At 69.5% G+C, this 20557-nt stretch carries 19 protein-coding genes and 1 riboswitch; of the genes, 9 read left to right on the plus strand and 10 right to left on the minus strand.

The features are described from left to right. Positions 1-26 precede the first annotated feature (26 nt). Positions 27-1037, minus strand: a complete 1011-nt coding sequence (locus DEI89_RS06810) for an ABC transporter permease (protein ID WP_110903287.1) — start codon at positions 1035-1037, stop codon at positions 27-29. A gap of 1 nt (position 1038) precedes the next feature. Next, positions 1039-2022 (minus strand): ABC transporter permease, encoded by a 984-nt coding sequence (locus DEI89_RS06815; protein WP_110903390.1) that lies wholly within the window; start codon positions 2020-2022, stop codon positions 1039-1041. Between the two features lie 144 nt (positions 2023-2166). Between DEI89_RS06815 and DEI89_RS06820 the strand changes: the two genes are divergently transcribed. From DEI89_RS06820 to DEI89_RS06830, 3 genes are all read left to right on the plus strand, one after another. Next, positions 2167-3849, plus strand: a complete 1683-nt coding sequence (locus DEI89_RS06820) for an ABC transporter family substrate-binding protein (protein ID WP_110903288.1) — start codon at positions 2167-2169, stop codon at positions 3847-3849. A 141-nt stretch (positions 3850-3990) separates the two neighbouring features. Then, entirely contained in the window at positions 3991-4470 is a 480-nt protein-coding gene (locus DEI89_RS06825; protein ID WP_110903289.1) for a peroxiredoxin, read from the plus strand. Positions 4471-4649: 179 nt separating this feature from the next. Further along, positions 4650-5213 carry a PH domain-containing protein gene (locus DEI89_RS06830; protein WP_110903290.1) on the plus strand — a complete coding sequence of 188 codons (564 nt, stop codon included), beginning with the start codon at positions 4650-4652 and terminating at the stop codon, positions 5211-5213. 140 nt (positions 5214-5353) lie between these two features. Here DEI89_RS06830 and DEI89_RS06835 read toward each other — a convergent pair whose 3' ends face one another. The 7 genes from DEI89_RS06835 to gcvT form a co-directional block, all read right to left on the minus strand. Then, a complete protein-coding gene (locus DEI89_RS06835; protein WP_110903291.1) occupies positions 5354-7096 on the minus strand; it encodes an ABC transporter ATP-binding protein in 1743 nt (580 codons plus the stop codon). Then, a complete protein-coding gene (locus tag DEI89_RS06840; protein WP_110903292.1) occupies positions 7093-8043 on the minus strand; it encodes an ABC transporter permease in 951 nt (316 codons plus the stop codon). The genes DEI89_RS06835 and DEI89_RS06840 overlap by 4 nt, the downstream gene beginning before the upstream one ends. After that, positions 8033-8962, minus strand: a complete 930-nt coding sequence (locus DEI89_RS06845; protein WP_110903293.1) for an ABC transporter permease — start codon at positions 8960-8962, stop codon at positions 8033-8035. Before DEI89_RS06845 ends, DEI89_RS06840 begins: the two co-directional genes overlap by 11 nt. 229 nt (positions 8963-9191) lie before the next feature. Beyond that, on the minus strand, positions 9192-10832 hold the full coding sequence (locus DEI89_RS06850; protein WP_181421534.1) for an ABC transporter substrate-binding protein: 1641 nt from the start codon (positions 10830-10832) through the stop codon (positions 9192-9194). Positions 10833-11201: 369 nt separating this feature from the next. Continuing rightward, a complete protein-coding gene (gene gcvP / locus DEI89_RS06855; RefSeq protein ID WP_110903295.1) occupies positions 11202-14141 on the minus strand; it encodes an aminomethyl-transferring glycine dehydrogenase in 2940 nt (979 codons plus the stop codon). Further along, positions 14138-14515, minus strand: coding sequence for a glycine cleavage system protein GcvH (gene gcvH / locus DEI89_RS06860; RefSeq protein ID WP_110903296.1), 378 nt, complete (start codon positions 14513-14515; stop codon positions 14138-14140). The genes gcvP and gcvH overlap by 4 nt, the downstream gene beginning before the upstream one ends. Positions 14516-14520: 5 nt before the next feature. Further along, positions 14521-15645 (minus strand): glycine cleavage system aminomethyltransferase GcvT, encoded by a 1125-nt coding sequence (gene gcvT / locus DEI89_RS06865; protein WP_110903297.1) that lies wholly within the window; start codon positions 15643-15645, stop codon positions 14521-14523. Positions 15646-15823: 178 nt separating this feature from the next. Next, positions 15824-15931: riboswitch (glycine riboswitch) on the minus strand. 115 nt (positions 15932-16046) lie between these two features. Here gcvT and DEI89_RS06870 point away from each other — a divergent pair. The 4 genes from DEI89_RS06870 (at position 16047) to DEI89_RS06885 (ending at position 18001) form a co-directional block, all read left to right on the plus strand. Beyond that, complete coding sequence (locus tag DEI89_RS06870) at positions 16047-16421, plus strand: BlaI/MecI/CopY family transcriptional regulator (RefSeq protein ID WP_110903298.1); 375 nt, start codon at positions 16047-16049, stop codon at positions 16419-16421. Next, on the plus strand, positions 16393-17172 hold the full coding sequence (locus tag DEI89_RS06875; RefSeq protein ID WP_110903299.1) for a M56 family metallopeptidase: 780 nt from the start codon (positions 16393-16395) through the stop codon (positions 17170-17172). Before DEI89_RS06870 ends, DEI89_RS06875 begins: the two co-directional genes overlap by 29 nt. Positions 17173-17252: 80 nt before the next feature. Continuing rightward, on the plus strand, positions 17253-17735 hold the full coding sequence (locus DEI89_RS06880) for an FBP domain-containing protein (RefSeq protein WP_181421535.1): 483 nt from the start codon (positions 17253-17255) through the stop codon (positions 17733-17735). Then, the gene (locus tag DEI89_RS06885; RefSeq protein WP_110903301.1) at positions 17732-18001 is read left to right on the plus strand and encodes a hypothetical protein; all 270 of its coding nucleotides are present in this window, start codon (positions 17732-17734) and stop codon (positions 17999-18001) included. Before DEI89_RS06880 ends, DEI89_RS06885 begins: the two co-directional genes overlap by 4 nt. A 41-nt stretch (positions 18002-18042) precedes the next feature. On the opposite strand, the gene DEI89_RS06890 is transcribed toward DEI89_RS06885, so the two are convergent. Continuing rightward, the gene (locus tag DEI89_RS06890; protein ID WP_110903302.1) at positions 18043-18939 is read right to left on the minus strand and encodes a LysR substrate-binding domain-containing protein; all 897 of its coding nucleotides are present in this window, start codon (positions 18937-18939) and stop codon (positions 18043-18045) included. Between the two features lie 68 nt (positions 18940-19007). On the opposite strand from DEI89_RS06890, the gene DEI89_RS06895 reads away from it, so the two are divergent. Both DEI89_RS06895 and DEI89_RS06900 read left to right on the plus strand, forming a co-directional pair. Continuing rightward, positions 19008-19514 (plus strand): GNAT family N-acetyltransferase, encoded by a 507-nt coding sequence (locus tag DEI89_RS06895; RefSeq protein WP_110903303.1) that lies wholly within the window; start codon positions 19008-19010, stop codon positions 19512-19514. 104 nt (positions 19515-19618) lie between these two features. After that, entirely contained in the window at positions 19619-20539 is a 921-nt protein-coding gene (locus tag DEI89_RS06900; protein WP_110903304.1) for an SDR family oxidoreductase, read from the plus strand. Positions 20540-20557: the final 18 nt, after the last annotated feature.

Consider the following 20557-nt stretch of genomic DNA (forward strand, 5'->3'; position numbering starts at 1 on the left):
TGCTTCCCCGGTGGTCGGTGCGGCGGTCATACGCCGGAGCCGGCCTGCGTGTTCAACGCGGCCACGTCCACGGCCGCCTGGTTCTGGTCACGACGGCGGTTGCGCTTCTCGCGCTTGCCGGTCGTCGAGGTGGGGTCGAGGGCGTCGCGGAGACCGTCACCGATCAGGTTCGCCGCGATCGCGAAGACCACGAGCGCGCCGGCTGCGAAGTAGAACAGCCACGGGCTGGTCAGCGCGTTGGCCTGGTTCTGCGCGATCAGAGTGCCCAGCGAGACGTCGGGTGCCTGCACGCCGAAGCCGAAGTAGCTCAGCGTCGTCTCGCCGAGCACCGCGGTGGCGACCTGGATCGTGCCGTCGATGATGAGGAAGGACGCCACGTTCGGCAGGATGTGCCGGAAGATGATCCGGAACGGGCCGATCCCCATGTAGCGGGCGGCCCGGACGAACTCGCGTTCCTTGACGGACAGCGTCATCGCCCGCACCACACGGGCGGTGATCATCCAGCCGAACAGCGTGATGAGCACGACCAGGACCAGCCAGCCGGCGTTCTGGATGCGCGGGCTGATGATCGCGATGATGAGGAACGACGGCAGCACGAGCAGCATGTCGACGAAGAACATCACGATGCGGTCGACCCAGCCGCCGAAGTACCCGGCGGCCGCACCCGTGATCGCCGCGATCGCGGTCGAGAACACGGCGACGAGCAGGCCGATCAGCAGGCTCTTCTGCATGCCGCGTGCGGTCTGCGCGAACACGTCCTGCCCGATGCCGTTCGTACCGAACCAGTGCGCTGCGCTGGGCGGTCGCGTGAACGACGTGTAGTCGATCGCCGAGTACTGCCAGGGGCTGACCAGCGGGCCGATGAACGCGAAGGCGAACAGCACCACGACGACGATGACGCCGATGCCGGCACCGCGGTTCATGAAGAGGCGCCGCGTGGTCTGCAGGAACCGGTTGCCCTGCCGCTTCGGGCGGGCCGGGGTGTCGCTCCGCGCGATGAGCGACGGGTCGACGGGTTCGATCCGGGTGTCGGTCATGTCATGCCCTCCTGACGCGCGGGTCGAGCGCGGCGGTCGCGACGTCGGCGAGGAACCCGGCGATGAGCACCACCACCGCGGCGAACAGCGTGTACGCCGTCACGACGTTGACGTCGTTGCCGTTCACCGCGTCGATGAACCACGAACCGAGCCCGTTCCACGCGAAGATCTTCTCGGTCAGGGTGGCCCCGGTCAGGATGCCGAGGAACCCGTAGGCGAAGAGCGTGGTCATCGGGATGAGTGCGGTGCGCAGGCCGTGCTTGAACGTGGCGCGGCCGCGCGTGAGCCCCTTCGCCCGAGCGGTCCGGAGGAAGTCCGAGCCCAGGACGTCGAGCATGGTCGCGCGCTGGTAGCGGCTGTAGATGGCGATGAGGCCCACCGCGATCGAGATCGTCGGCAGCAGCAGGTGCGCGCCGCGGTCGACGAGCAGGGTCAACGCCGATCCGTCGAGTCCGGGCGTGGCTTCGCCGGTGAAGTTGATGAGTTGGCTGCCGGCGTCCTGGTTGAGCTTGGTCGCACCGATCTTCAGGAACACGGCGGTCAGGAACACGGGTGTCGAGAACAGCACGATCGAGATCGCGGCACTCACCCGGTCCGAGATCTGGTACTGCCGGATCGCGTTCCACACGCCGACGAGCACGCCGAGCACGATGCCGGCGATCGACCCGACGAGCAGCAGTCGGAGGCTCACCCCGAGCCGCGGGAAGAACTGTTCGTTCACGGAGCGGTCCTGGATCGTCTGGCCGAGGTCACCGTGCACCACGCCTTCGAGCCAGTGCCCGTAGCGGATCACGACGGGGGTCTTGTCGTTGACGCCGATGTCGTCGAGCTTGGCGTCGATGACCTGCGCTGACGGCGCGGGGTTCCGCTGCGCGTAGACGGAGCGGGGGCTGAACGTCGCTGACGCGAGGAAGTAGGTCAGCGAGGTCGCGAGGAACACGAGCACGACGTAGTACACGAATCGACGCGCCAGGAAGCGGATCATGGAGGCCACCATAGAGCCTCGTTTGTTTCCGGTACATGTCGCGCCACGGCCGGGCTCGTAACGAAAGTACGTCGGATGCAGAAAAAGCGCTCTACCCCCGCTGGGGGGCCCTAGGCTCAACGACAACTTCCAGAGGGGAACGAAATGAAGCACAGGAAAGTCATCGTGGTGACGGCGGCCCTCGCCGGCATCGCACTCGCCGTGACCGGTTGCTCGGGCGGCTCGGGTGGATCCGGCGGGTCCGCCTCGGACGACTCGGGCAAGAAGACGCTGCCGACCTCGGCACAGATCAACGCGAAGCCCGTCTCGGACCTGGAAGACGGCGGCACACTGCGTCTGCCGATCTCGCAGTGGGTCTCGCAGTGGAACTACAACCAGGTCGACGGTCCACTCGTCGACGCGTCGACGATCGAACAGGCGACGATGCCGTTCATCTACACGATCGACGGCAAGGGTGCCCCGACGCTCAACACCGACTACGTCTCGAAGGCGGAGGTCACGAGCGACGACCCGCTCACGATCTCGTACACGATCAACGACGACGCCCAGTGGAGCGACGGCTCGGAGATCACCTGGCGTGACTTCGAGAACGAGTGGAAGACCACCAACGGCGAGGACAAGGCCTACCTCATCGCCGGCTCGACCGGCTACGAGGACATCTCCTCCGTCACCAAGGGCGCGACCGACAAGGACGTCGTGGTCGAGTTCGCCACCCCGTTCTCGGACTGGAAGTCCCTGTTCAGTCCGCTGTACCCGGCCAGCCAGACCAGCACGCCTGACCAGTTCAACAACGGGTACAAGGGCAAGGTCCCGGTCTCGTCCGGTCCGTACGAGATCACCGACCTGAACGAGACCGCCGGCACCGTCACCATGAAGCCGGACGACAACTGGTGGGGCGACAAGCCGAAGCTCGACCAGGTGATCTTCCGGTCGCTGGACGGCAACGCCGACGTCGACGCGTACCTCAACAAGGAGATCGACTCCGTCCTCACGACGACGTCGGAGCGCTTCGACCGGGTGAAGAAGGTGAAGAACTCGAAGATCCTCGCCTCGACATCCGCGCAGTACACCCACGTGGACTTCTCGTCGCACGGTCTGCTCAAGGACAAGCAGCTCCGGCTGGCGATCCAGCACGGTGTGAACCGTGACGCCCTGGCCCAGGTCATCGGCGGCACCCTGCCCTACAAGCTCGGCACGCTCGACAACCACCTGTTCCTGTCCACGGACAAGGGCTACAAGTCGAACATCAAGCCGAACGGCGACTTCGACGTCGAGAAGGCGAAGAAGCTGCTGGACGACGACGGCTGGAAGACCGACGGCACCTACCGCTCGAAGGGCGGCAAGCAGCTCGCGATCGCCGTCACGATCCCGTCCGGTGCCCCGACCTCGCAGCAGCTGGCGCAGGTCATGCAGCAGCAGCTGAAGGAGATCGGCGTCAAGCTCACCCTGAAGTCGGTCGCCACCGACGACTTCTTCGAGCAGTACGTCACCCCCGGCAACTACGACATGACGATCTTCGTCTGGGGCGGCACCGGCTTCCACTCCAGCGCGGCGACGATCTACACCTCGGGTGCCACCGGCCAGAACTACGGCCGCGTCAGCTCGGGTGCGATCGACAAGCTGACGAAGCAGGCGCTGTCCGAGCCGGACTCGGACAAGGCCAACGTCATCTGGAACAAGATCGACAAGCAGGTCTGGTCGATCGGACACTCGATGCCGATCACCGCGAAGCCCGCGCTGGTCGCCCAGAACCCGAAGCTCGCCAACTACGGCGCGTTCGCGGGTGCGCAGAACATCGACTGGACGAAGGTCGGCTTCGCCAAGTAGCCACCGACTGACGGTCAGCGAGGGGCCGGACGCACTGCGTCCGGCCCCTTCGTCGTCCCGGTTCCGTCCGGTGTGCGCTCTCGCAGGACATGCACGGTGCAGTCCCCGTCGCATCGACTGCCCGGACCGTACTGTTGCCCCATGGCCATCCCCGACACGGGCACCGCGGCGCCGGGCTTCGCGCTCCCCGGAATGATCGTCCGCGATGGTGTCCGCAACGACGCGGAGTACTCGCTCGCGGCCGAGGTCGGCCGCCCGGTCGTCCTCGCCTTCTACCCCGGTGACGCCACCCCCGTCTGCACCGCCCAACTCTGCTCCTACCAGCAGGAACTCGACGACTTCCGCGACCTCGGTGCCGTGGTCTGGGGCATCAGCCCGCAGGGGCTCGACTCGCACGAGGGCTTCGCCCGGAACGCGTCGCTCTCCTTCCCACTGCTCTCCGACGTCGCCGGTGACGTCGTCCGCGCCTACGGCGTCCACGTGCCCGGCCTCGGCCTCCGCCGCTCCGTCTTCGTCATCGGTCCGGACGGCCTGGTGCGCTGGCGGCACGTGGGCCTGGTCGGCCTCCGCTTCCCGCGCGCCGAGGTCATCCGTGACCAGATCGAGCAACTCGTCGAATGAGGCGTTGACAGGCGGGACCGACGGGGTGACGATGATTGCCCTGTAGACCTCCGGGTTCGCCTCCCCGGGACATCGGGTCTCCTGCCGGTACGTGCTCGGCCTGTCTGGTCCGCTCGGTGGGTGGTCCCGGGGAGGCGCTCTCGTCGCCCGCCGATGCGGTGTCTCCTAGGCTTGCCCCCATGCCCGAACGGACAGCGCCCACCCGGATCGTCGCGACCAACATGCGCCGCTTCGCCGTCGCACTCTGGGTCGTCGCCGTCGCCCTCGTCGTCATCGGACTCGTCACGAACGGCCTCCGCGCCGCGTGGCTGGTGCCGGTGCCGTCCCTCTTCACCGCCTGGTTCGCCTGGGTCGTGCTCTGGCGTCCGCGCATCGAGCTGACCGAGGACGAATTGGTCGTCGTCGACGTCCGCCGCACCACCCGCTTCGCCTGGCGCCGCGTGCAGGACGTCCGGTCGAAGTACGGGCTCGAGGTCGTCACCGACCAGGGTGAACAGCGGGTCTGGATCGCGCCGCGTCCGACGGCACGGCTCGCGATCGAACGGCCGGGAGGCCCGGTGCAACTCAGCGTCGCCGCTGCGGCGGACGAAATGCGTGCGCGGGTACCCGCCCCGGTCGCGTACGACGGCGCTCCCCCGGCGACGGTCACCGCGGCACCGATCGTGCACCGCGTGCACGGCTGGGCGATCGTCGCCCTCGTCGTCCTCGGGATCGCCGGCAGCCTGGCCGGCGCGCGCCTCTGACCTGACCGACACCGCCGTCGACCACCGGGCCGTTCCCGGTGTGCGCGTCGTGAGGCGGGCCTCCCGTCCGACACCCGGAACGACGGAACGCGCCGTCCCGAGGCGGGGCGGCGCGTTCCTCGTGTTGCGGGCTCTGCGGGTCAGCGACCGAACTCGAAGCCGGCGCCGGGGATGGCGGCCAGCAGGTCCTTCGTGTACTGCTCACGCGGGTTGGCGAAGACCTCATCGGTCGTCGCCTTCTCGACGATCTGGCCCTTGCGCATCACGCACACGTTGTCCGCGACCAGACGGACGACCGCCAGGTCGTGGGTGATGAACAGGTAGGTCAGGCCGAGCTCGGACTGCAGCTCGGTGAGCAGGTCCAGGATCTGGCCCTGCACGAGCACGTCGAGCGCGGAGACCGCCTCGTCGAGGACGATGACCTCGGGCTTGAGCGCGAGCGCACGCGCGACGGCGATGCGCTGCCGCTGTCCACCGGACAGTTCGCTCGGGTACCGGTTGACCATCGACTTCGGCAGTGCCACCTGGTCGAGCAGCTCGAGGACCCGGGCACGGCGCGAGGCCTTGTCGCCGACCTTGTGCGTGCTGAGCGGCTCGGCGATCGTGTTGCCGACGTTGTACATCGGGTCCAGCGAGCCGTACGGGTCCTGGAACACGGGCTGGACGCGGCGACGGAAGTCGAACAGGTCCTTGCCCTTGAGCGCGCCGATGTCGATGCCGTCGAACTGCACCGAACCGGACGTGATCGACTCGAGCTGCAGGACGAGCTTGGCGACGGTGGACTTGCCCGAACCGGACTCGCCGACGAGCGCCGTGGTGGTGCCCTTCGGGATCGCGAAGGAGACGCCGTCGACGGCCTTGAGTTCGCGGGTCGCCATGCCCTGACCACGCAGCTTGTAGACCTTCTGCAGGTCCTTGACGACGATGAGGTCCTCGGCGGGCCTGCTCTCGCGCTCGTGGGCGCGGGCCAGGAGTTCGTCGTCCTCGCTGCCGGTGTCGGCGATCGCGACGGACTGGTGCTGCACCTTCGACTGGATACGACGGCTCGCGAGCGACGGTGCCGCGGCGACGAGTCGCTGCGTGTACGGGTGCTGCGGGTTCGCCAGGATCTCCTTGGACGGACCGGCCTCGACGACCTGGCCCTTGTACATCACCACGAGCTTCTCGGCACGCTCGGCAGCCAGGCCGAGGTCGTGGGTGATGAACAGGACCGAGGTGCCGAAGTCGCGCGTCAGGCTCTCGAGGTGGTCGAGGATGACACGCTGCACGGTGACGTCGAGGGCCGAGGTCGGCTCGTCGGCGATGAGCAGCTTCGGGCGGCTGGACAGACCGATGCCGATGAGGACGCGCTGGCGCATACCGCCGGAGAACTCGTGCGGGTACTGCTTCAGACGGCTCTCGGCGTCACCGAGTCCGGCCTCCTGCAGGACCTCGACGGCCCGGGCACGGATCGCGGACTTGCCGGTCGCCATGCCGTTCGCCTTGATGGCCTCTTCGACCTGGAACCCGATCTTCCAGAGCGGGTTGAGGTTCGACATCGGGTCCTGGGGGACGTACCCGATCTCGGTTCCGCGGATCTCGGCCATCTGCTTCTCGTTCAGGCCGACGAGCTCGCGCCCGTTCAGCTTGATCGATCCGCCGGTGATCTGGCCGGTGCCGGGGAGGAGCTTGATGATCGCCTGCGCGCTGGTGGACTTGCCCGAACCGGACTCCCCCACGATCGCCAGGCGCTCGCCCTGCTCGAGCGTCATGTTGACGCCGCGGACGGCCTGAACCAGACCGGACTGCGTCTTGAAGCCGACGTGCAGGTCGGTGATCTCCAGCAGCGGGGCGCCGGGTGTGCCGGACGCCTTGGCGTTCGGCTCGGTGAGTGTCTCGCTCATCGGCGGGCCCTCGCCTTCGGGTCGAGCGCGTCGCGGACCACGTCACCGAGGAGGAGGAACGCGAGCACGGTGATGGACAGGGCGGCGGACGGCCAGAAGATCGTCGACGGGCTGGTGCGGATCGACGACTGCGCGGCACCGATGTCGAGGCCCCAGCTGAGTGCCGACGGCGGGAGGCCGATGCCGAGGAACGACAGGGTGGCCTCCGCGACGATGAACGTGCCGAGGGACACCGTCGCGACGACGATGACCGGAGCGAGCGAGTTCGGGATCACGTGCCGCACGAGCGTGGTGAAGCGGCTGACACCGAGCGCCGCGGACGCGGTCACGTAGTCGGCCTGCTTCGCGCTGAGCACGGCACCGCGCATGATGCGCGCGATCTGCGGCCAGGCGAAGACGGCGAGCACGAGCGACACCGTCACGGCGTTCCGCGCCGGCACCACCGACATGATCACGATCGCGCCGAGGACGGTCGGGATCGAGAAGAAGACGTCGCCGATGCGGGAGACGATCGTGTCGAGCCAGCCGCCGTAGAACCCGGCGAGGGCACCGATGACCACGCCGACGATCGTGACGAGCACGGTCGCGAGCAGGCCGACGATGAGGGAGTTCTGGGCACCCCAGATGACGCGGGCGTACACGTCGTAGCCCTGCCGCGTGAAGCCGAGCAGGTGACCGGCACGCGGGCCCTCGTTGCTGTCGTCGAGGTTCGCGGCGCGCGGGTCCAGGTGCGTGAACAGCCCGGGCGCGATCGCGACGACGATGATCAGCAGGATGAGGACCGACGAGATCCAGAACGTGGGACGGCGGCGCATGGACTCCCATGCGTCGGTCCACAGCGAACGGGTCTTCTCGTCCTCGTTGACCTGGTCGACCGCCAGGAGCGGAGTCTCCTCGATCGGCGCGACGTAGTGCGTCGCCGAGCGGGGTTCGGTGTTACTTGGCATAGCGGATCCTCGGGTCCAGGACGGCGTAGAGCAGGTCGACCAGGAGGTTGGCGAGCATGAAGATGATGACCATCACGGCGACGAAGGAGACCACCGTGGGGCCTTCGCCGAGCTTGACGGCCTGGAACACCGTGCCACCCACACCGTGGATGTTGAAGATGCCCTCGGTCACGATCGCACCGACCATCAGGTTGCCGATGTCGACGCCCAGGTAGGTCACGACCGGGATCAGCGAGTTCCGGAAGATGTGCACTCCGACGACGCGACGACGGGACAGACCCTTCGCGGTCGCGGTCCGCACGAAGTCGGCGCTCATGTTCTCGGCGACGCTCGCACGGGTCAGACGCACGATGTAGGCGAACGACACCGACGCCAGCACGATCGCCGGCAGCACCAGCTCGGACCACGGCGCCTGGCCGGATACGGTCACGCGGAACAGGCCGAGGTTGATGCCGAGGACGTACTGCAGCAGGAATCCGACGACGAAGGTCGGGACCGAGATGAGCAGCAGCGAGACGACGAGGGCCGTCGCGTCGAACAGCTTGCCCTTGCGGAGACCGGCGACGACACCGACGACGATGCCGGCCACGGCCTCGAAGACGAGCGACAGGATCGCCAGGCGCGCGGTGATCGGGAACGCCGCTGCGAGCTGCTGGCTGACCGGCAGGCCCGAGAACGTCGTGCCGAGGTCACCGCGGAACAGGCCACCGACCCAGAGCAGGTACTGGACGAAGAACGGCTTGTCGAGGTTGTACTGCTGCCGGATCGCTTCGATCACCTGCGGCGACGGCTGGCGGTCGCCGAACAGTGCGGCGACCGGGTCCCCGGGCAGCGAGAACACCATGAAGTAGATGAGGAACGTGGCCCCGAAGAAGACGGGGATGAGCTGCAGGAGGCGCTTGCCGAGGTACCAGAGCATCAGATCCCTGCCTGGTTCGCAGCGCGCATGTCGTTCAGGTTCATGTCGTGAGGGGTGGACGGTCCGAGGGTCGGCACGGGTGTCCGGTGCGGGCGGCGGCGCCCGCGTTCGTGGGGGAAGGTGTGACCGCCGTGGTACGGGGGCTCGGGGACCGTGGTCCCCGAACCCCCGTCCGGTTGGCCGCGGAGCAGGATACCTGTCCGCGATGTGTCTCGCGAGGAGACGTGTGTTACTTGGTGACCTCGATGTCGTAGTACAGCGGGACGGAGTCCCAACCGAACTTGACGTTCTTCACGTTGTCGGCAGACCAGACACCGGTGACGTTGGAGTACCAGAGCGGGATCTCGGGCAGGTCCTTGAGCAGCAGCTCCTGAGCCTTGTCGAAGGACTTGTTGCCCTCTTCGACGGACGAGGCCGAACGGCCCTTGGCGAGCAGTTCGTTGTACTCCGCCGAGTCGTAGCGCGAGTAGTTGTTCGACGAGCCTTCACCCATGGTCGGGCCGAGGAAGTTGTACAGCGACGGGTAGTCGGCCTGCCAACCGGTGCGGCTTCCGCCCGTGAGCTTGTCGTCCGTCTGCAGCGCGAGCGCCTCGGCGAACGTCGGGAGGGCCTTGCCCTCGGCCTTGATGCCCAGCGTGCTGGAGATCGAGTTGGTCACGGCGGTGACCCAGGCCTCGTGTCCACCGTCAGCGTTGTACGCGATGGTGAGCGTGTCGTTGTACGGCGAGATGTCGTCGGCCTGCTTCCACAGCTTCTTGGCCTCGGACTTGTTGTACTTGAGGACGTCGGAGCCCTTGAGGTCGCCGGTCCAGCCGTCGATCACCGGGGAGGTGAAGTCCTTGGCCGGGGTGCGGGTGCCCTGGAAGATCTTGTCGGTGATCTGCTTGCGGTTGATCGACAGCGACACCGCCTCGCGACGGAGCTTGCCCTCTTCGCCCTTCCAGTGGTCGAGGTAGTAGGGCAGGTAGATCGCCTGGAAGATCGCGGCGGCCTGGTTGACGTTCGAGTCGGGGAAGTCCGACTTGTAGGTCGCGAACGCGGCGTCCGGCACGGCGTCGAGGACGTCGAGGTTGCCGCCCTGGGCGTCGGAGTACGCGGTGTCCTGGGACGTGTAGAACGTGATCGTCAGACCACCGTTCTTCGGCTTGCGCTTGCCCTGGTAGTCCTTGTTCGTGACGAGCTTGATGTCCTGGTTGTGCGTCCAGGCGCTCTTGCCGTCGAGCTTGTACGGACCGTTGCCGATCGGGTTCTCACCGAAGGCCTTGGTGTCGTCGTAGAAGACCGAGGGGAGCGGCACGAAGGCGTTGTAGCCGAGGGACAGCGGGAAGTCCGACTGCGCCGACTTCAGCGTCACGGTGAACTCGTCGTCACTCTTGACCTTGAGGCCGGTGAGCTCGGAGTCCTTGTCGGCGTCGTAGCCCTCGATGTTCTCGAAGAAGTAGCTCGCGCCCTGCGCGTTCGACTTCTGGGCTGCCCAGTTCCACGCCTTCGTGAAGGACTCGGCGGTGATGGCCTCGCCGTTGGTGAACTTCCACCCCGAGTTGATCGTGATGTCGAAGGTCTTCGAGTCGTCGGTCTCGACGCTCTTGGCCAGTTCCTTCACCGGCTTGCCGTCGGCGTCGTACGAGAACAGACCGTCGAACAGCGACGTGATGATCTTGCCGCCACCGGTCTCGGTGGTGTTCGAGGGGATGAGCGGGTTCTGCGGTTCGCTGCCGTTCGTGGTGACGATGCCGGTGGCGTTGGCCGAACCGGAGCCGGAGCCGGAGCCCGAGCCGCTTCCGCCACCGTTGCCGGAGCAGCCGGTCAGGGCAATTGCTGTGGCCCCGAGCACGGCGAGGGCAGTGAGCCCAGCGCGCTTCTTGATCAAGAGTTCCTCCTGGTGCATGGGACGCGCCGGGCACAGAGGTCCCTCCCGGCACGTTTGACTCCTGAACTGTAGGCAGTGCAGAGAGAACCGACCAAACCCTGCGCGCATCGGTTACACGCCTGAAACCAAGTTGCAGGATCGTTGCGGCACAATGCAACTTCCGCGCGTCTGAGCCGGAGTACCGCTCATCTGTTGCGTTTGCATCAACGTCCGTGCAGCGCGCAGGTGACGCCCGGGTGAACCACAGATGTCGCCCGCGAGCGGTTGCATTCGGAGCGCTCCACCCCGCACGATGCGCGCCGGAGGCCCGTGGCGATCCCGCCACGGGCCTCCCGTCCGTCCTGCCGCCCTGTCCGGGCTGCTGTCGTCCTACGCGAACGCCTCCACCGGCGGGCAAGCGCACACGAGGTTGCGGTCCCCGTACGCCTGGTCGATCCGGCGCACCGGCGGCCAGTACTTCCGACCGGCCTGGCCGGCCGACGGGTAGACCGCCTGCTCACGGGTGTACGCGTGCTGCCACTCCCCCGTGATCACCGACGCGGCCGTGTGCGGCGCGTTGACGAGCGGGTTGTCCTCCGCCGGCCACTCGCCCCGGGCGACCGCGTCCGCCTCGGCACGGATGGCGAGCATGGCGTCGACGAAGCGGTCGAGCTCGGCCAGGTCTTCGCTCTCGGTCGGTTCGACCATGAGCGTGCCTGCGACGGGGAACGACATCGTCGGTGCGTGGAAGCCGTGGTCGATGAGCCGCTTCGCGACGTCGTCGACCGTGATGCCCGTCGCCTCGCGCAGGGGACGCAGGTCGAGGATGCACTCGTGCGCGACCAGGCCGGACTCCCCCGTGTAGAGGACCGGGAACGCCTCGCGCAGACGTGCCGCCAGGTAGTTCGCGCCGAGCACGGCGACCTCGGTCGCCCGGGTGAGCCCCTCGACCCCCATCATCCGGACGTAGGTCCAGGTGATCGGCAGGATGCTCGGGCTGCCGTACGGCGCTGCCGAGACCGGCCCGCCGGCGTGCGCGAGGCGGTCGCCGTCGACGGCTGCGTCGGCACCGGTGCGACGGTCGGCCTCCTGCGCCATCGGGTGGCCTGGCAGGAACGGTGCGAGGTGCGCCTTCGCCGCGACCGGACCGACGCCCGGGCCGCCGCCGCCGTGCGGGATGCAGAACGTCTTGTGCAGGTTGAGGTGCGAGACGTCGCCACCGAAGTCCCCAAAGCGGGCGTGCCCGAGGAGCGCGTTCAGGTTGGCACCGTCGACGTAGACCTGGCCGCCGGCGTCGTGCACGGCGTCGCAGATCGCGGTGATGTCGTGCTCGTAGACGCCGTGCGTCGACGGGTAGGTGATCATCAGCGCGGCCAGCTGTCCGGCGTGCTCGGTGGTCTTCGCACGGAGGTCGACGAGGTCGACGTTGCCGTCCTCGTCGCAGGCCACGACGACGACCCGCATGCCTGCGAGGACCGCCGAGGCGGCGTTCGTCCCGTGCGCGCTCGACGGGATGAGGCACACCGTCCGGGCGTCGTCCCCGCGGGACCGGTGGTACCCGCGGATCGCGAGCAGCCCGGCGAGTTCGCCCTGGCTGCCGGCGTTCGGCTGGACCGAGACCGTGTCGTACCCGGTGACCTCGCCGAGCCAGGTCTCGAGGTCGCCGATCATGTCGAGGTAGCCCTGCACGTCCTCGCGCGGGGCGAACGGGTGCAGTCGGGCGAACTCCGGCCACGTCACGGCTGCCATCTCGGTCGCCGCGTTGAGCTTCATGGTGCAGCTGCCGAGCGGGATCATGCCGCGGTCGAGCGCGTAGTCCTTGTCGGAGAGGTGCTTGAGGTACCGCATCATGCGGGTCTCACTGCGGTGCGCGGAGAAGACCGGGTGGGTCAGGAACGCGCTCTGTCGCTCGAGCGCGGCCGGGAGGCCCGTGCCCGCGTCACGCACGGCGGTCTCGGTCCCCGGGACGGTCACGTCGGCGGCACCGAACACCGCGGCGAGTGCGGCGACGTCCTCCGGCGTGGTCGTCTCGTCGGCAGACAGCTGCAGGGTGTCGGCGTCCACGAGGTGGAGCAGGTACCCGGCGTCGTGCGCGGCGCTGACGAGGGACTCGGCGCCACCGGTGAACCGGAGCGTCAGGGTGTCGAAGAAGTCGTCGTGCACGACCTCGGCGCCCGCGGCACGGGCGACGTCGGCGAGCGCCGCCGTCGTCCGGGCGACCCGGTGCGCGATGAAGCGCAGGCCTTCGGGCCCGTGGTAGACCGCGTACATCGACGCCATCACGGCGAGGAGCACCTGCGCGGTGCAGATGTTGCTCGTCGCCTTCTCGCGGCGGATGTGCTGCTCGCGGGTCTGCAGGCTGAGGCGGTAGGCCATGCCGCCGTCGGCGTCGAAGGACACCCCGACGAGACGACCGGGCAGCTGGCGCTCGAGACCGGCACGGACGGCGAGGTAGCCGGCGTGCGGGCCACCGAAGCCGAGCGGGACACCGAAACGCTGGCTGGTGCCCACGGCGACGTCGGCGCCGAGGTCCCCGGGGCTGGCGAGCAGGGTCATCGCGAGCAGGTCGGCCGCGACGACGGCGATGCCGCCACCCGCGTGGACGCGCTCGATGGTGCGGCTCGGGTCGACGACCCGGCCGGAGGCGCCCGGGTACTGCAGGACCACGCCGAAGGCGCCGTCGAGCTGCTCGTCGGTGGGCCCGTCGGCGGCGTCGAAGCCACGCAGGGTGATGCCGACGGCTTCCGCGCGGTGGCCGAGGATCGCGGCGGTCTGTGGGAGGAGGTCGGCGTCCACCAGGAACGCGTCGCCCTTGACCTTCGAGGCACGGCGGGCGAGGAGCATGCCCTCGACGACGGCGGTGCCCTCGTCGAGCATCGACGCCCCGGCGGTCGCCATGCCGGTGAGGTCGGACACCATCGTCTGGAAGTTGATCAACGCTTCCAGCCGGCCCTGCGAGATCTCCGGCTGGTACGGCGTGTAGGCCGTGTACCAGCTCGGGTTCTCGAGCACGTTCCGCTGGATGACCGCGGGCGTGTGCGTGTCGGAGTAGCCGAGGCCGATCATCGCGCGTCGGACGGTGTTGCGCCCGGCGACGGCACGCAGTTCGGCGAGCGCCTCGGTCTCCCCCACCGCGGTCGGCACGGACGAGTGCGCGATCGGTGCGGCGTGGATCGACTCCGGGACGGCGGCCCGGACGAGGGCGTCGAGCGAGGGCTGCCCGACGACGTCGAGCATGGCCTGCTGGTCGGCGAGCGTGGTGCCGATGTGGCGGTCGGCGAACGTGGTCTGCAGGTTCGTCGACGTGGTGAGGTCCTGGTCCGCGGTCATGCGATCGAGGCCCGGTACGTGTCGTGGTCCATGAGGTCCTCCGGGAAGGAGGTGCCGTCGACCTTGAGCTTGACGAGCCAACCGGCGCCGAACGGGTCCTGGTTGACGGTGTCCGGGGTCGCGACGACGGCGTCGTTGACCTCGACGACCTCGCCCTCGATCGGGGCGAAGAGTTCACCGACGCTCTTGGTCGACTCGATCTCGCCGAGCTGCTCGCCCGCCGTCGTGGTGGTGCCCACGGCGGGGAGCTCGACGTAGACGACGTCACCGAGCTGTTCGGCCGCGTGGTCGGTGATCCCGACGGTGACGACGTCGCCCTCGACGAGGATCCACTCGTGGTCCTTGGTGTACTGCAGTGCGGTCTGGTCGGTCATGGGGATCAGCCTCTCGAAGCGCGGCGGTAGAAGGGGAGAGCGGTGACGGTTCCGGGGATGGCGGTACCGCGGACGTCGATGTGGAGGACCTGTCCCCCGTCGGCGCAGTCCGGGTCGACGAAGGCCATCGCGACCGGGTGGCCGAGCGTGGGCGAGAGGGCACCGGAGGTGACGGTGCCGACGACGACACCGTCGCGGAGCACGTCGTACCCGGCGCGGGCAGCGCGGCGCCCCGCCATCGTGATGCCGACGAGCACGCGGGCGTCCGGTGCGGGCTGCACGCCGGCGTCACCGACGAACGAGCCCGAGGTCGCGACGACCCGGCCGAGCCCGGCCTGCGCCGGACGGACGGAGGTGTCGAGCTCGTGGCCGTAGAGCGGCATGCCGGCTTCGAGGCGGAGGGTGTCGCGAGCGGCGAGTCCGGCGGGCACGACCCCGCGCTCGGCACCCGCGTCGAGCAGGGCGTCCCAGAGCACCGGCGCGGTGTCGGTGTCGCTGTACAGCTCGAAGCCGTCCTCGCCGGTGTAGCCGGTGCGGGCGATGAGGACCTCGCTGCCGTCGAAGAGCGCGTGCAGCACCCGGTAGTAGCGCAGTTCGTCGAGCGGGGTCTCCGGCTGCAGGCGGTCGGCGACGACGAGGGCGTCGAGCGTCCCGGCGGCAGCCGGACCCTGGATCGCGACGAGGGCGGTCCGGTCGGAGTCGTCCGTGACCGAGACGTCGTGCCCGGCGGCGCGTTCCCGCATGGCCTGCACGGCGACGTCCCGGTTGCCGGCGTTCGCCACGACGAGGAAGACGTCGTCACCGGTGCGGTACACGACGAGGTCGTCGAGGATCCCGCCGTCCGGGGTCAGGAGCAACGAGTACTTGGCCCGACCGACCGGCATCGTGCCGAACGACCCGGCGAGCGCGGCGTCGAGGTACGGGACGGCGTCGGGCCCCTGCACGCCGATCTCGGCCATGTGCGAGAGGTCGAACACGCCGGCTGCCTGGCGAACCGCGTGGTGCTCGGCGAGGTCGGACGAGTAGCGGACCGGCATGCGGTGGCCGCCGAAGTCGGTGAAGGTGGCGCCGGCGGCGACGTGCGCGGCCTCGAGTGGCGACGAACGCAGCACGGACGATGGGTCTGACATGGACGGAGTTCTCCTGGCATCGGCAGGGCCCGACGACCGTCGTCGGGTGCGGAACTCCCCCTCTGTCATGGGCCTGAGAGCTTCACCGCGGCCCGTGAGGTCCGGCGGCTTTCACCGTGGGCGAGACGACGACGCCGTGGGGGGTGCCCACGATCGGGTGTCTGCTTTTCAGAGTGGCCTGCCCGCTGCGGTGTTGGACCTGAGAGATTGGCGGGGAGCTTGCTCCTTCGGTGCCCTGGCCCGGATGCAGTGCGCTCCGGGTCGGGGGCTCTCCCGCGGCGGGTGGTCGGCCGTCGTGTTCTGTTGTCCGGTGAGCATACCGAGCCCGCGTTACGGGCATGTGTCGCGGGTTCGGACCGCGGCTCCTCAGGTGACCCTTCGACATCACGTAGAGTGACGCCGTGGCAGGACAGCGATCGCGCCCCCGTGGGCAGCTCGAGCAGGCGGTGCTCGAGGCGCTCTGGACCGCCGACGCCGGGCTGACTGCACGTCAGGTCCTCGAGGTCTTCGACGAACCGCGGCCGGCCCTGACGACGGTCCTCACCGTGCTCGACCGTCTCGGCCGCAAGGGGACGGTGCTCCGCGAGCAGCACGACGACGCCCCGCTCACCTTCCATGCCGCGCACTCGCGGGAGGACCACACCGCCTCCCTCATGACGAACGCGCTGGCCGCCTCCTCCGACCGCGAGGCGGCGCTCCTGCAGTTCACCGGCTCGCTCGCCTCCGGGGACCTCGAGGTCCTCCGCCGTGCGATCGACTCCCGAACGCGTCCCTGACCGGTCCGCCCCCGTGGTCGTCACCGGCGCCTGCCTCGTCGTCCTCGCCCTCGCCGTCGTCGCGCTCGCCCCGCGCGTGCTGACGCGGGCGGGATGGACCATCGACCGTCCGCTGACCGCCATCGCCGCCTGGCAGGCATCCGTCGTCGTCGGGGTCGCCGGCTTCGTGGTCGGCATCGCCCTGGTCGTCCTCGCCGGGCGCCCGCTGACCGACCCGTTCGGCATCGGCGACTCCCCGAGTCACGGCCTGAACGTCGGTGTCGCCGTGCTCGCCGTCATCGCGTTCGCCGTCGCCGTCCGCGTCCGGCCCGGCCCCGAGCACGAGGCCGCCCGCGAGGCGATCCGCACCGGCGCCGCTCCCCACCGCGAGGTCGACGGCACCCTCGTCGCCGTCCTGCAGGCCGACACGGCCCTGGCCTGCGCGGTCCCCGGTCGTTCCGGCGGGGTGCTCGTCAGCACCGGGCTCACGGAACAGCTGCACACCGACGAGCTGGAGGCCGTGGTCGCCCACGAGCGCGCGCACCTGCGGCAGCACCACGCGGCCGTCGTCGGCTTCGCCGAGTCCGTCGAACGCGCCGTCCCGTGGGTCCCGGGAGCCCGTGCGATGGCCCGGTCGACCCGGGTCCTCGTCGAGTTCGCCGCCGACGACGCAGCCGCACGCCGGGTGGGCCGCGACGCGTTGCGCCGGGCGGTCCTGGTGGCGGACGCGACGGGTGCACTCGGCGCGGTGCGGGCCTCCAGACTGTCCTGAGCCGGCCGGGAGGGCCGCCCTGCGCCCGCCTGCCGGCGCACGGGGCTACCCTGGTCCGGTCCGCCACCGCGAGGGGAACCGTGCAGCCGCTCACCGAATCCGACATCCGATCGTCCTTCGTCAACGCCACGCCCGACGAACTCGCCCAGCTCCCGATCCCGGGGCTGCACGAGACGCTGTGGAACGAACGCGAGTTCCTCGGCTGGCGTGACCCGCAGGCCGCCCGTCGCGGCTACATGGTGTCCTGGATGGACGGCAAGCCGGTCGGGATCGTCGTCCGGGCAGCCGGGGGTTCACTGCGCGCGGGCATCGCCGCGATGTGCTCGTTCTGCCACTCCCCCCAGCCGGCGACGCAGGTGCGGCTCTTCTCCGCCGCCCGCGCCGGTGAGTCCGGGCGGAACGGCAACACCATCGGCACCTACATCTGCGAGGACCTGGGCTGCCCGATGCTGATCCGCACGGCGCCGCCGCACCTGAACCCACCGGCGACGATCGCGATGCGCTCCGAGTCGTTGCTGCAGCGGTTGCACAACTTCACGGCCGACCTGCGGACGACGGAGTGAACCCGGACCGCTTCCGCACCGCGCGGTGGGCCGTCGTCGAGGAACTCGGGGACGGCCGCTGGCGTCTCACCGTCCGGGACGAGGCCGACGACGAGCTCGGCGCGTTCGGTCTGGGGGTCGAGGGGCCGTGGGATCCGGACGTCGAGCCGCACGTGGGCTTCGTGCTCACGCAGATCGGGCTCGCGCTCACCGGAGCCCGGCCATGGCGTGCGGACGAGCTCGGCGACCAGCGGGCACCGGTGTTGCCGCTGGCACTCGTCCGCTGACGGTCGCGCTGACGACCGCGCTGATGGGCCGTGCCCGCTCGTCAGTCCGCCGCGGCGAAGTTCCGGAGGACCTCGCGGTCGTCGTCCGACCGTGACGCCCAGACCAGCTCGCTCCGGTGTGCGCTGCCCTCGAGCGGCAGGAGCACCACGGTGTCCGGGGCCGCGAGCGCCGCACTCTCCGGCAGCACCGTCACCCCGAGTCCGACGCCGACCAGGTGCAGCACGGTCGCCCACGTCGTCGCCTCCTGCACGATCACCGGCCGTCGACCGCCGGAGGCCACGGGTGCGGTGTTCCGTTCGGTGGCGAGCGCGCCGGCTTCCGCGGGGAAGAACACGAACGGGTCATCGAGCAGCTCCGGGCCGCGCAACGATGCGCGGCCGGCGAAGCGGTGGTCTCGCGGCACGGCGGCGACGAAGGGCTCGCTGCGGAACCGGACGAACCGCACCCCCTCGGCCGGATCCGGGTCGCGGACCACTGCCAGGTCGAGCTCCCCACGCTGCACGGCCGCGACGAGCCGGGAGGAGAACCCCTCCGTCAGTTCCACGCGGACCAACGGGTAGCGCAGCCGGAACCGCTGCACCAACTCGATCGGGCCGAGCGGCAGCGCCGAGACGACGAACCCGACGTCGAGCCGCCCGGCCTCACCGCGCCCGGTCCGGATGGTCTCGTCGAGGTCCCGCCGGGTCTGGGCGAGCAGCGACCGGGCTCGTCCCTGCAGCACCCGACCGGCCGGGGTCAGCGCCACACTCCGGGAGGTCCGGGTGAACAGGTCGACACCGAGAGCGACACCGAGAGCGACCTCGATGCGCCGGATCAGCTGCGACAGGGCGGGTTGGGCGATGCCGAGCCCCGCCGCCGCCCGTCCGAAGTGCAGCTCGTCGGCGAGCGCCAGGAACGCCCGCAGCTGGCGGAGGTCGACCTCGGGAGCACGATCCATGCGCCGAGCCTATCGATCAGACTGAACGAGTATTGGACTTGACTCCGTCGGTTCCGGAGGATGGACACATGCCCGACACCACCACCGAGATCGTCATCGACGACATGTCCTCCGCTGCCGACGCCGCCGCGTTCCAGTCGCTGAACGAGCGGTGGATCACGGCGTTCTTCACGCTCGAGGACGAGGACCGCCGGCTCCTCGGCGACCCCGTGCAGCACATCGTCGACCCCGGTGGCGTGGTCCTCGTCGCCCGCCTCGGGAGTGAGGTCGTCGGCTGCGTCGGACTCGCCCCGCACGGCACCGGACCCGCCCCGCACGACACCGACGAGTTCGAGCTCGTCAAGATGGCCGTCGACCCTGACCACCAGGGACACGGCACCGGCCGCCGGCTCATCCGCGCCGCGATCGACCGGGCGCGGGACCTCGGCGCACGCCGGGTGCTGCTCGAGACGAACAGCGCTCTCACGAGCGCGATCCACCTCTACGAGACGACCGGGTTCCGGCACCTCGGAGCCGACGAGCACCCGCCGAGCCCGTACGTCCGCGCCGACGTGGCGATGGCACTCGACCTCTGACACGGGGCAGGCCGGGAGGCCCGGGACCGGACCGCCCGTCGGCGCGAGCCGGACCACGCAGCGGTTGACGGGCCTCCCGGCCGGTCCGCGTACCGTCCGGCCGCATGCCCCGCGACCAGTACGAGTACAGCGACCCGACCACCCGGTACCCGAGCACCAGCCCCGAGCCGCGGCAGCAGCCCGAACCGGGCCTGGAGTCGCGGATGGACCCGAAGCCGGACCACGGCGAGGACTCGTACCGCGGGACCGGACGACTCGCCGGGCGTCGTGCGCTGATCACCGGCGCGGACTCCGGCATCGGCGCAGCGGTCGCGATCGCGTACGCGCGAGAAGGTGCCGACATCGCCCTGGCGTACCTGCCGGACGAGGAAGAGGACGCGCAGCGGATCGTCGCCCTGATCGAGGCGGCCGGACGGAAGGCCGTCACCATCCCGGGCGACCTGACCGCGAAGAACTACCCTGCCGCCCTCGTCGAACGGGCTGTCGCCGAACTCGGCGGACTCGACGCGATCGTCACCTGTGCCGGCAAGCAGCACTGGCGAGCCGAGGTCACCGACATCCCCGACGACCAGCTCGTCGACACCTTCACCGTCAACGTCCTGTCGCTCTTCCGGCTCGTCCAGGCAGCGCTGCCGCACCTGGAGCCCGGGTCGACGATCATCACCACCGCCTCGATGGAGGCGTACCAGCCGGCTCCCGACCGGCTCGACTACGCCGCGTCGAAGGCCGCGGTCAACAACTTCTCGAAGGGTCTCGCGCAGCAGCTCATCCCCCGGGGCATCCGCGTCAACGTCGTCGCTCCCGGACCCACCTGGTCGGTGCTGCAGGTCTCCGCCGGGGTCGACCCGGAGACCCTGCCAGACTTCGGGTCGAGCGAGTCGCCGATGGGTCGGCCGGGGCAGCCCGCCGAGCTGGCACCGGCGTACGTGTTCCTGGCGTCGCATGAGTCGAGCTTCGTCGCCGGCGAGACCCTCAACGTTAACGGCGGCATGGTCACACCCCGACCGCTCGCCGCCGTGTCCTGAGGCGCTCTCGTTGCTACG

It is taken from the genome of Curtobacterium sp. MCBD17_030, assembly GCF_003224255.1.
Classification (GTDB): domain Bacteria; phylum Actinomycetota; class Actinomycetes; order Actinomycetales; family Microbacteriaceae; genus Curtobacterium.

Excerpts from the sequence above, each read along its gene's own strand:
- DEI89_RS06810 (WP_110903287.1), bottom strand. The coding sequence starts at position 1,037 with ATGACCGACACCCGGATCGAACCCGTCGACCCGTCGCTCATCGCGCGG.
- DEI89_RS06815 (WP_110903390.1), bottom strand. The coding sequence starts at position 2,022 with ATGATCCGCTTCCTGGCGCGTCGATTCGTGTACTACGTCGTGCTCGTG.
- DEI89_RS06820 (WP_110903288.1), top strand. The coding sequence starts at position 2,167 with ATGAAGCACAGGAAAGTCATCGTGGTGACGGCGGCCCTCGCCGGCATC.
- DEI89_RS06825 (WP_110903289.1), top strand. The coding sequence starts at position 3,991 with ATGGCCATCCCCGACACGGGCACCGCGGCGCCGGGCTTCGCGCTCCCC.
- DEI89_RS06830 (WP_110903290.1), top strand. The coding sequence starts at position 4,650 with ATGCCCGAACGGACAGCGCCCACCCGGATCGTCGCGACCAACATGCGC.
- DEI89_RS06835 (WP_110903291.1), bottom strand. The coding sequence starts at position 7,096 with ATGAGCGAGACACTCACCGAGCCGAACGCCAAGGCGTCCGGCACACCC.
- DEI89_RS06840 (WP_110903292.1), bottom strand. The coding sequence starts at position 8,043 with ATGCCAAGTAACACCGAACCCCGCTCGGCGACGCACTACGTCGCGCCG.
- DEI89_RS06845 (WP_110903293.1), bottom strand. The coding sequence starts at position 8,962 with ATGCTCTGGTACCTCGGCAAGCGCCTCCTGCAGCTCATCCCCGTCTTC.
- gcvP (WP_110903295.1), bottom strand. The coding sequence starts at position 14,141 with ATGACCGCGGACCAGGACCTCACCACGTCGACGAACCTGCAGACCACG.
- gcvH (WP_110903296.1), bottom strand. The coding sequence starts at position 14,515 with ATGACCGACCAGACCGCACTGCAGTACACCAAGGACCACGAGTGGATC.
- gcvT (WP_110903297.1), bottom strand. The coding sequence starts at position 15,645 with ATGTCAGACCCATCGTCCGTGCTGCGTTCGTCGCCACTCGAGGCCGCG.
- DEI89_RS06890 (WP_110903302.1), bottom strand. The coding sequence starts at position 18,939 with ATGGATCGTGCTCCCGAGGTCGACCTCCGCCAGCTGCGGGCGTTCCTG.
- DEI89_RS06895 (WP_110903303.1), top strand. The coding sequence starts at position 19,008 with ATGCCCGACACCACCACCGAGATCGTCATCGACGACATGTCCTCCGCT.
- DEI89_RS06900 (WP_110903304.1), top strand. The coding sequence starts at position 19,619 with ATGCCCCGCGACCAGTACGAGTACAGCGACCCGACCACCCGGTACCCG.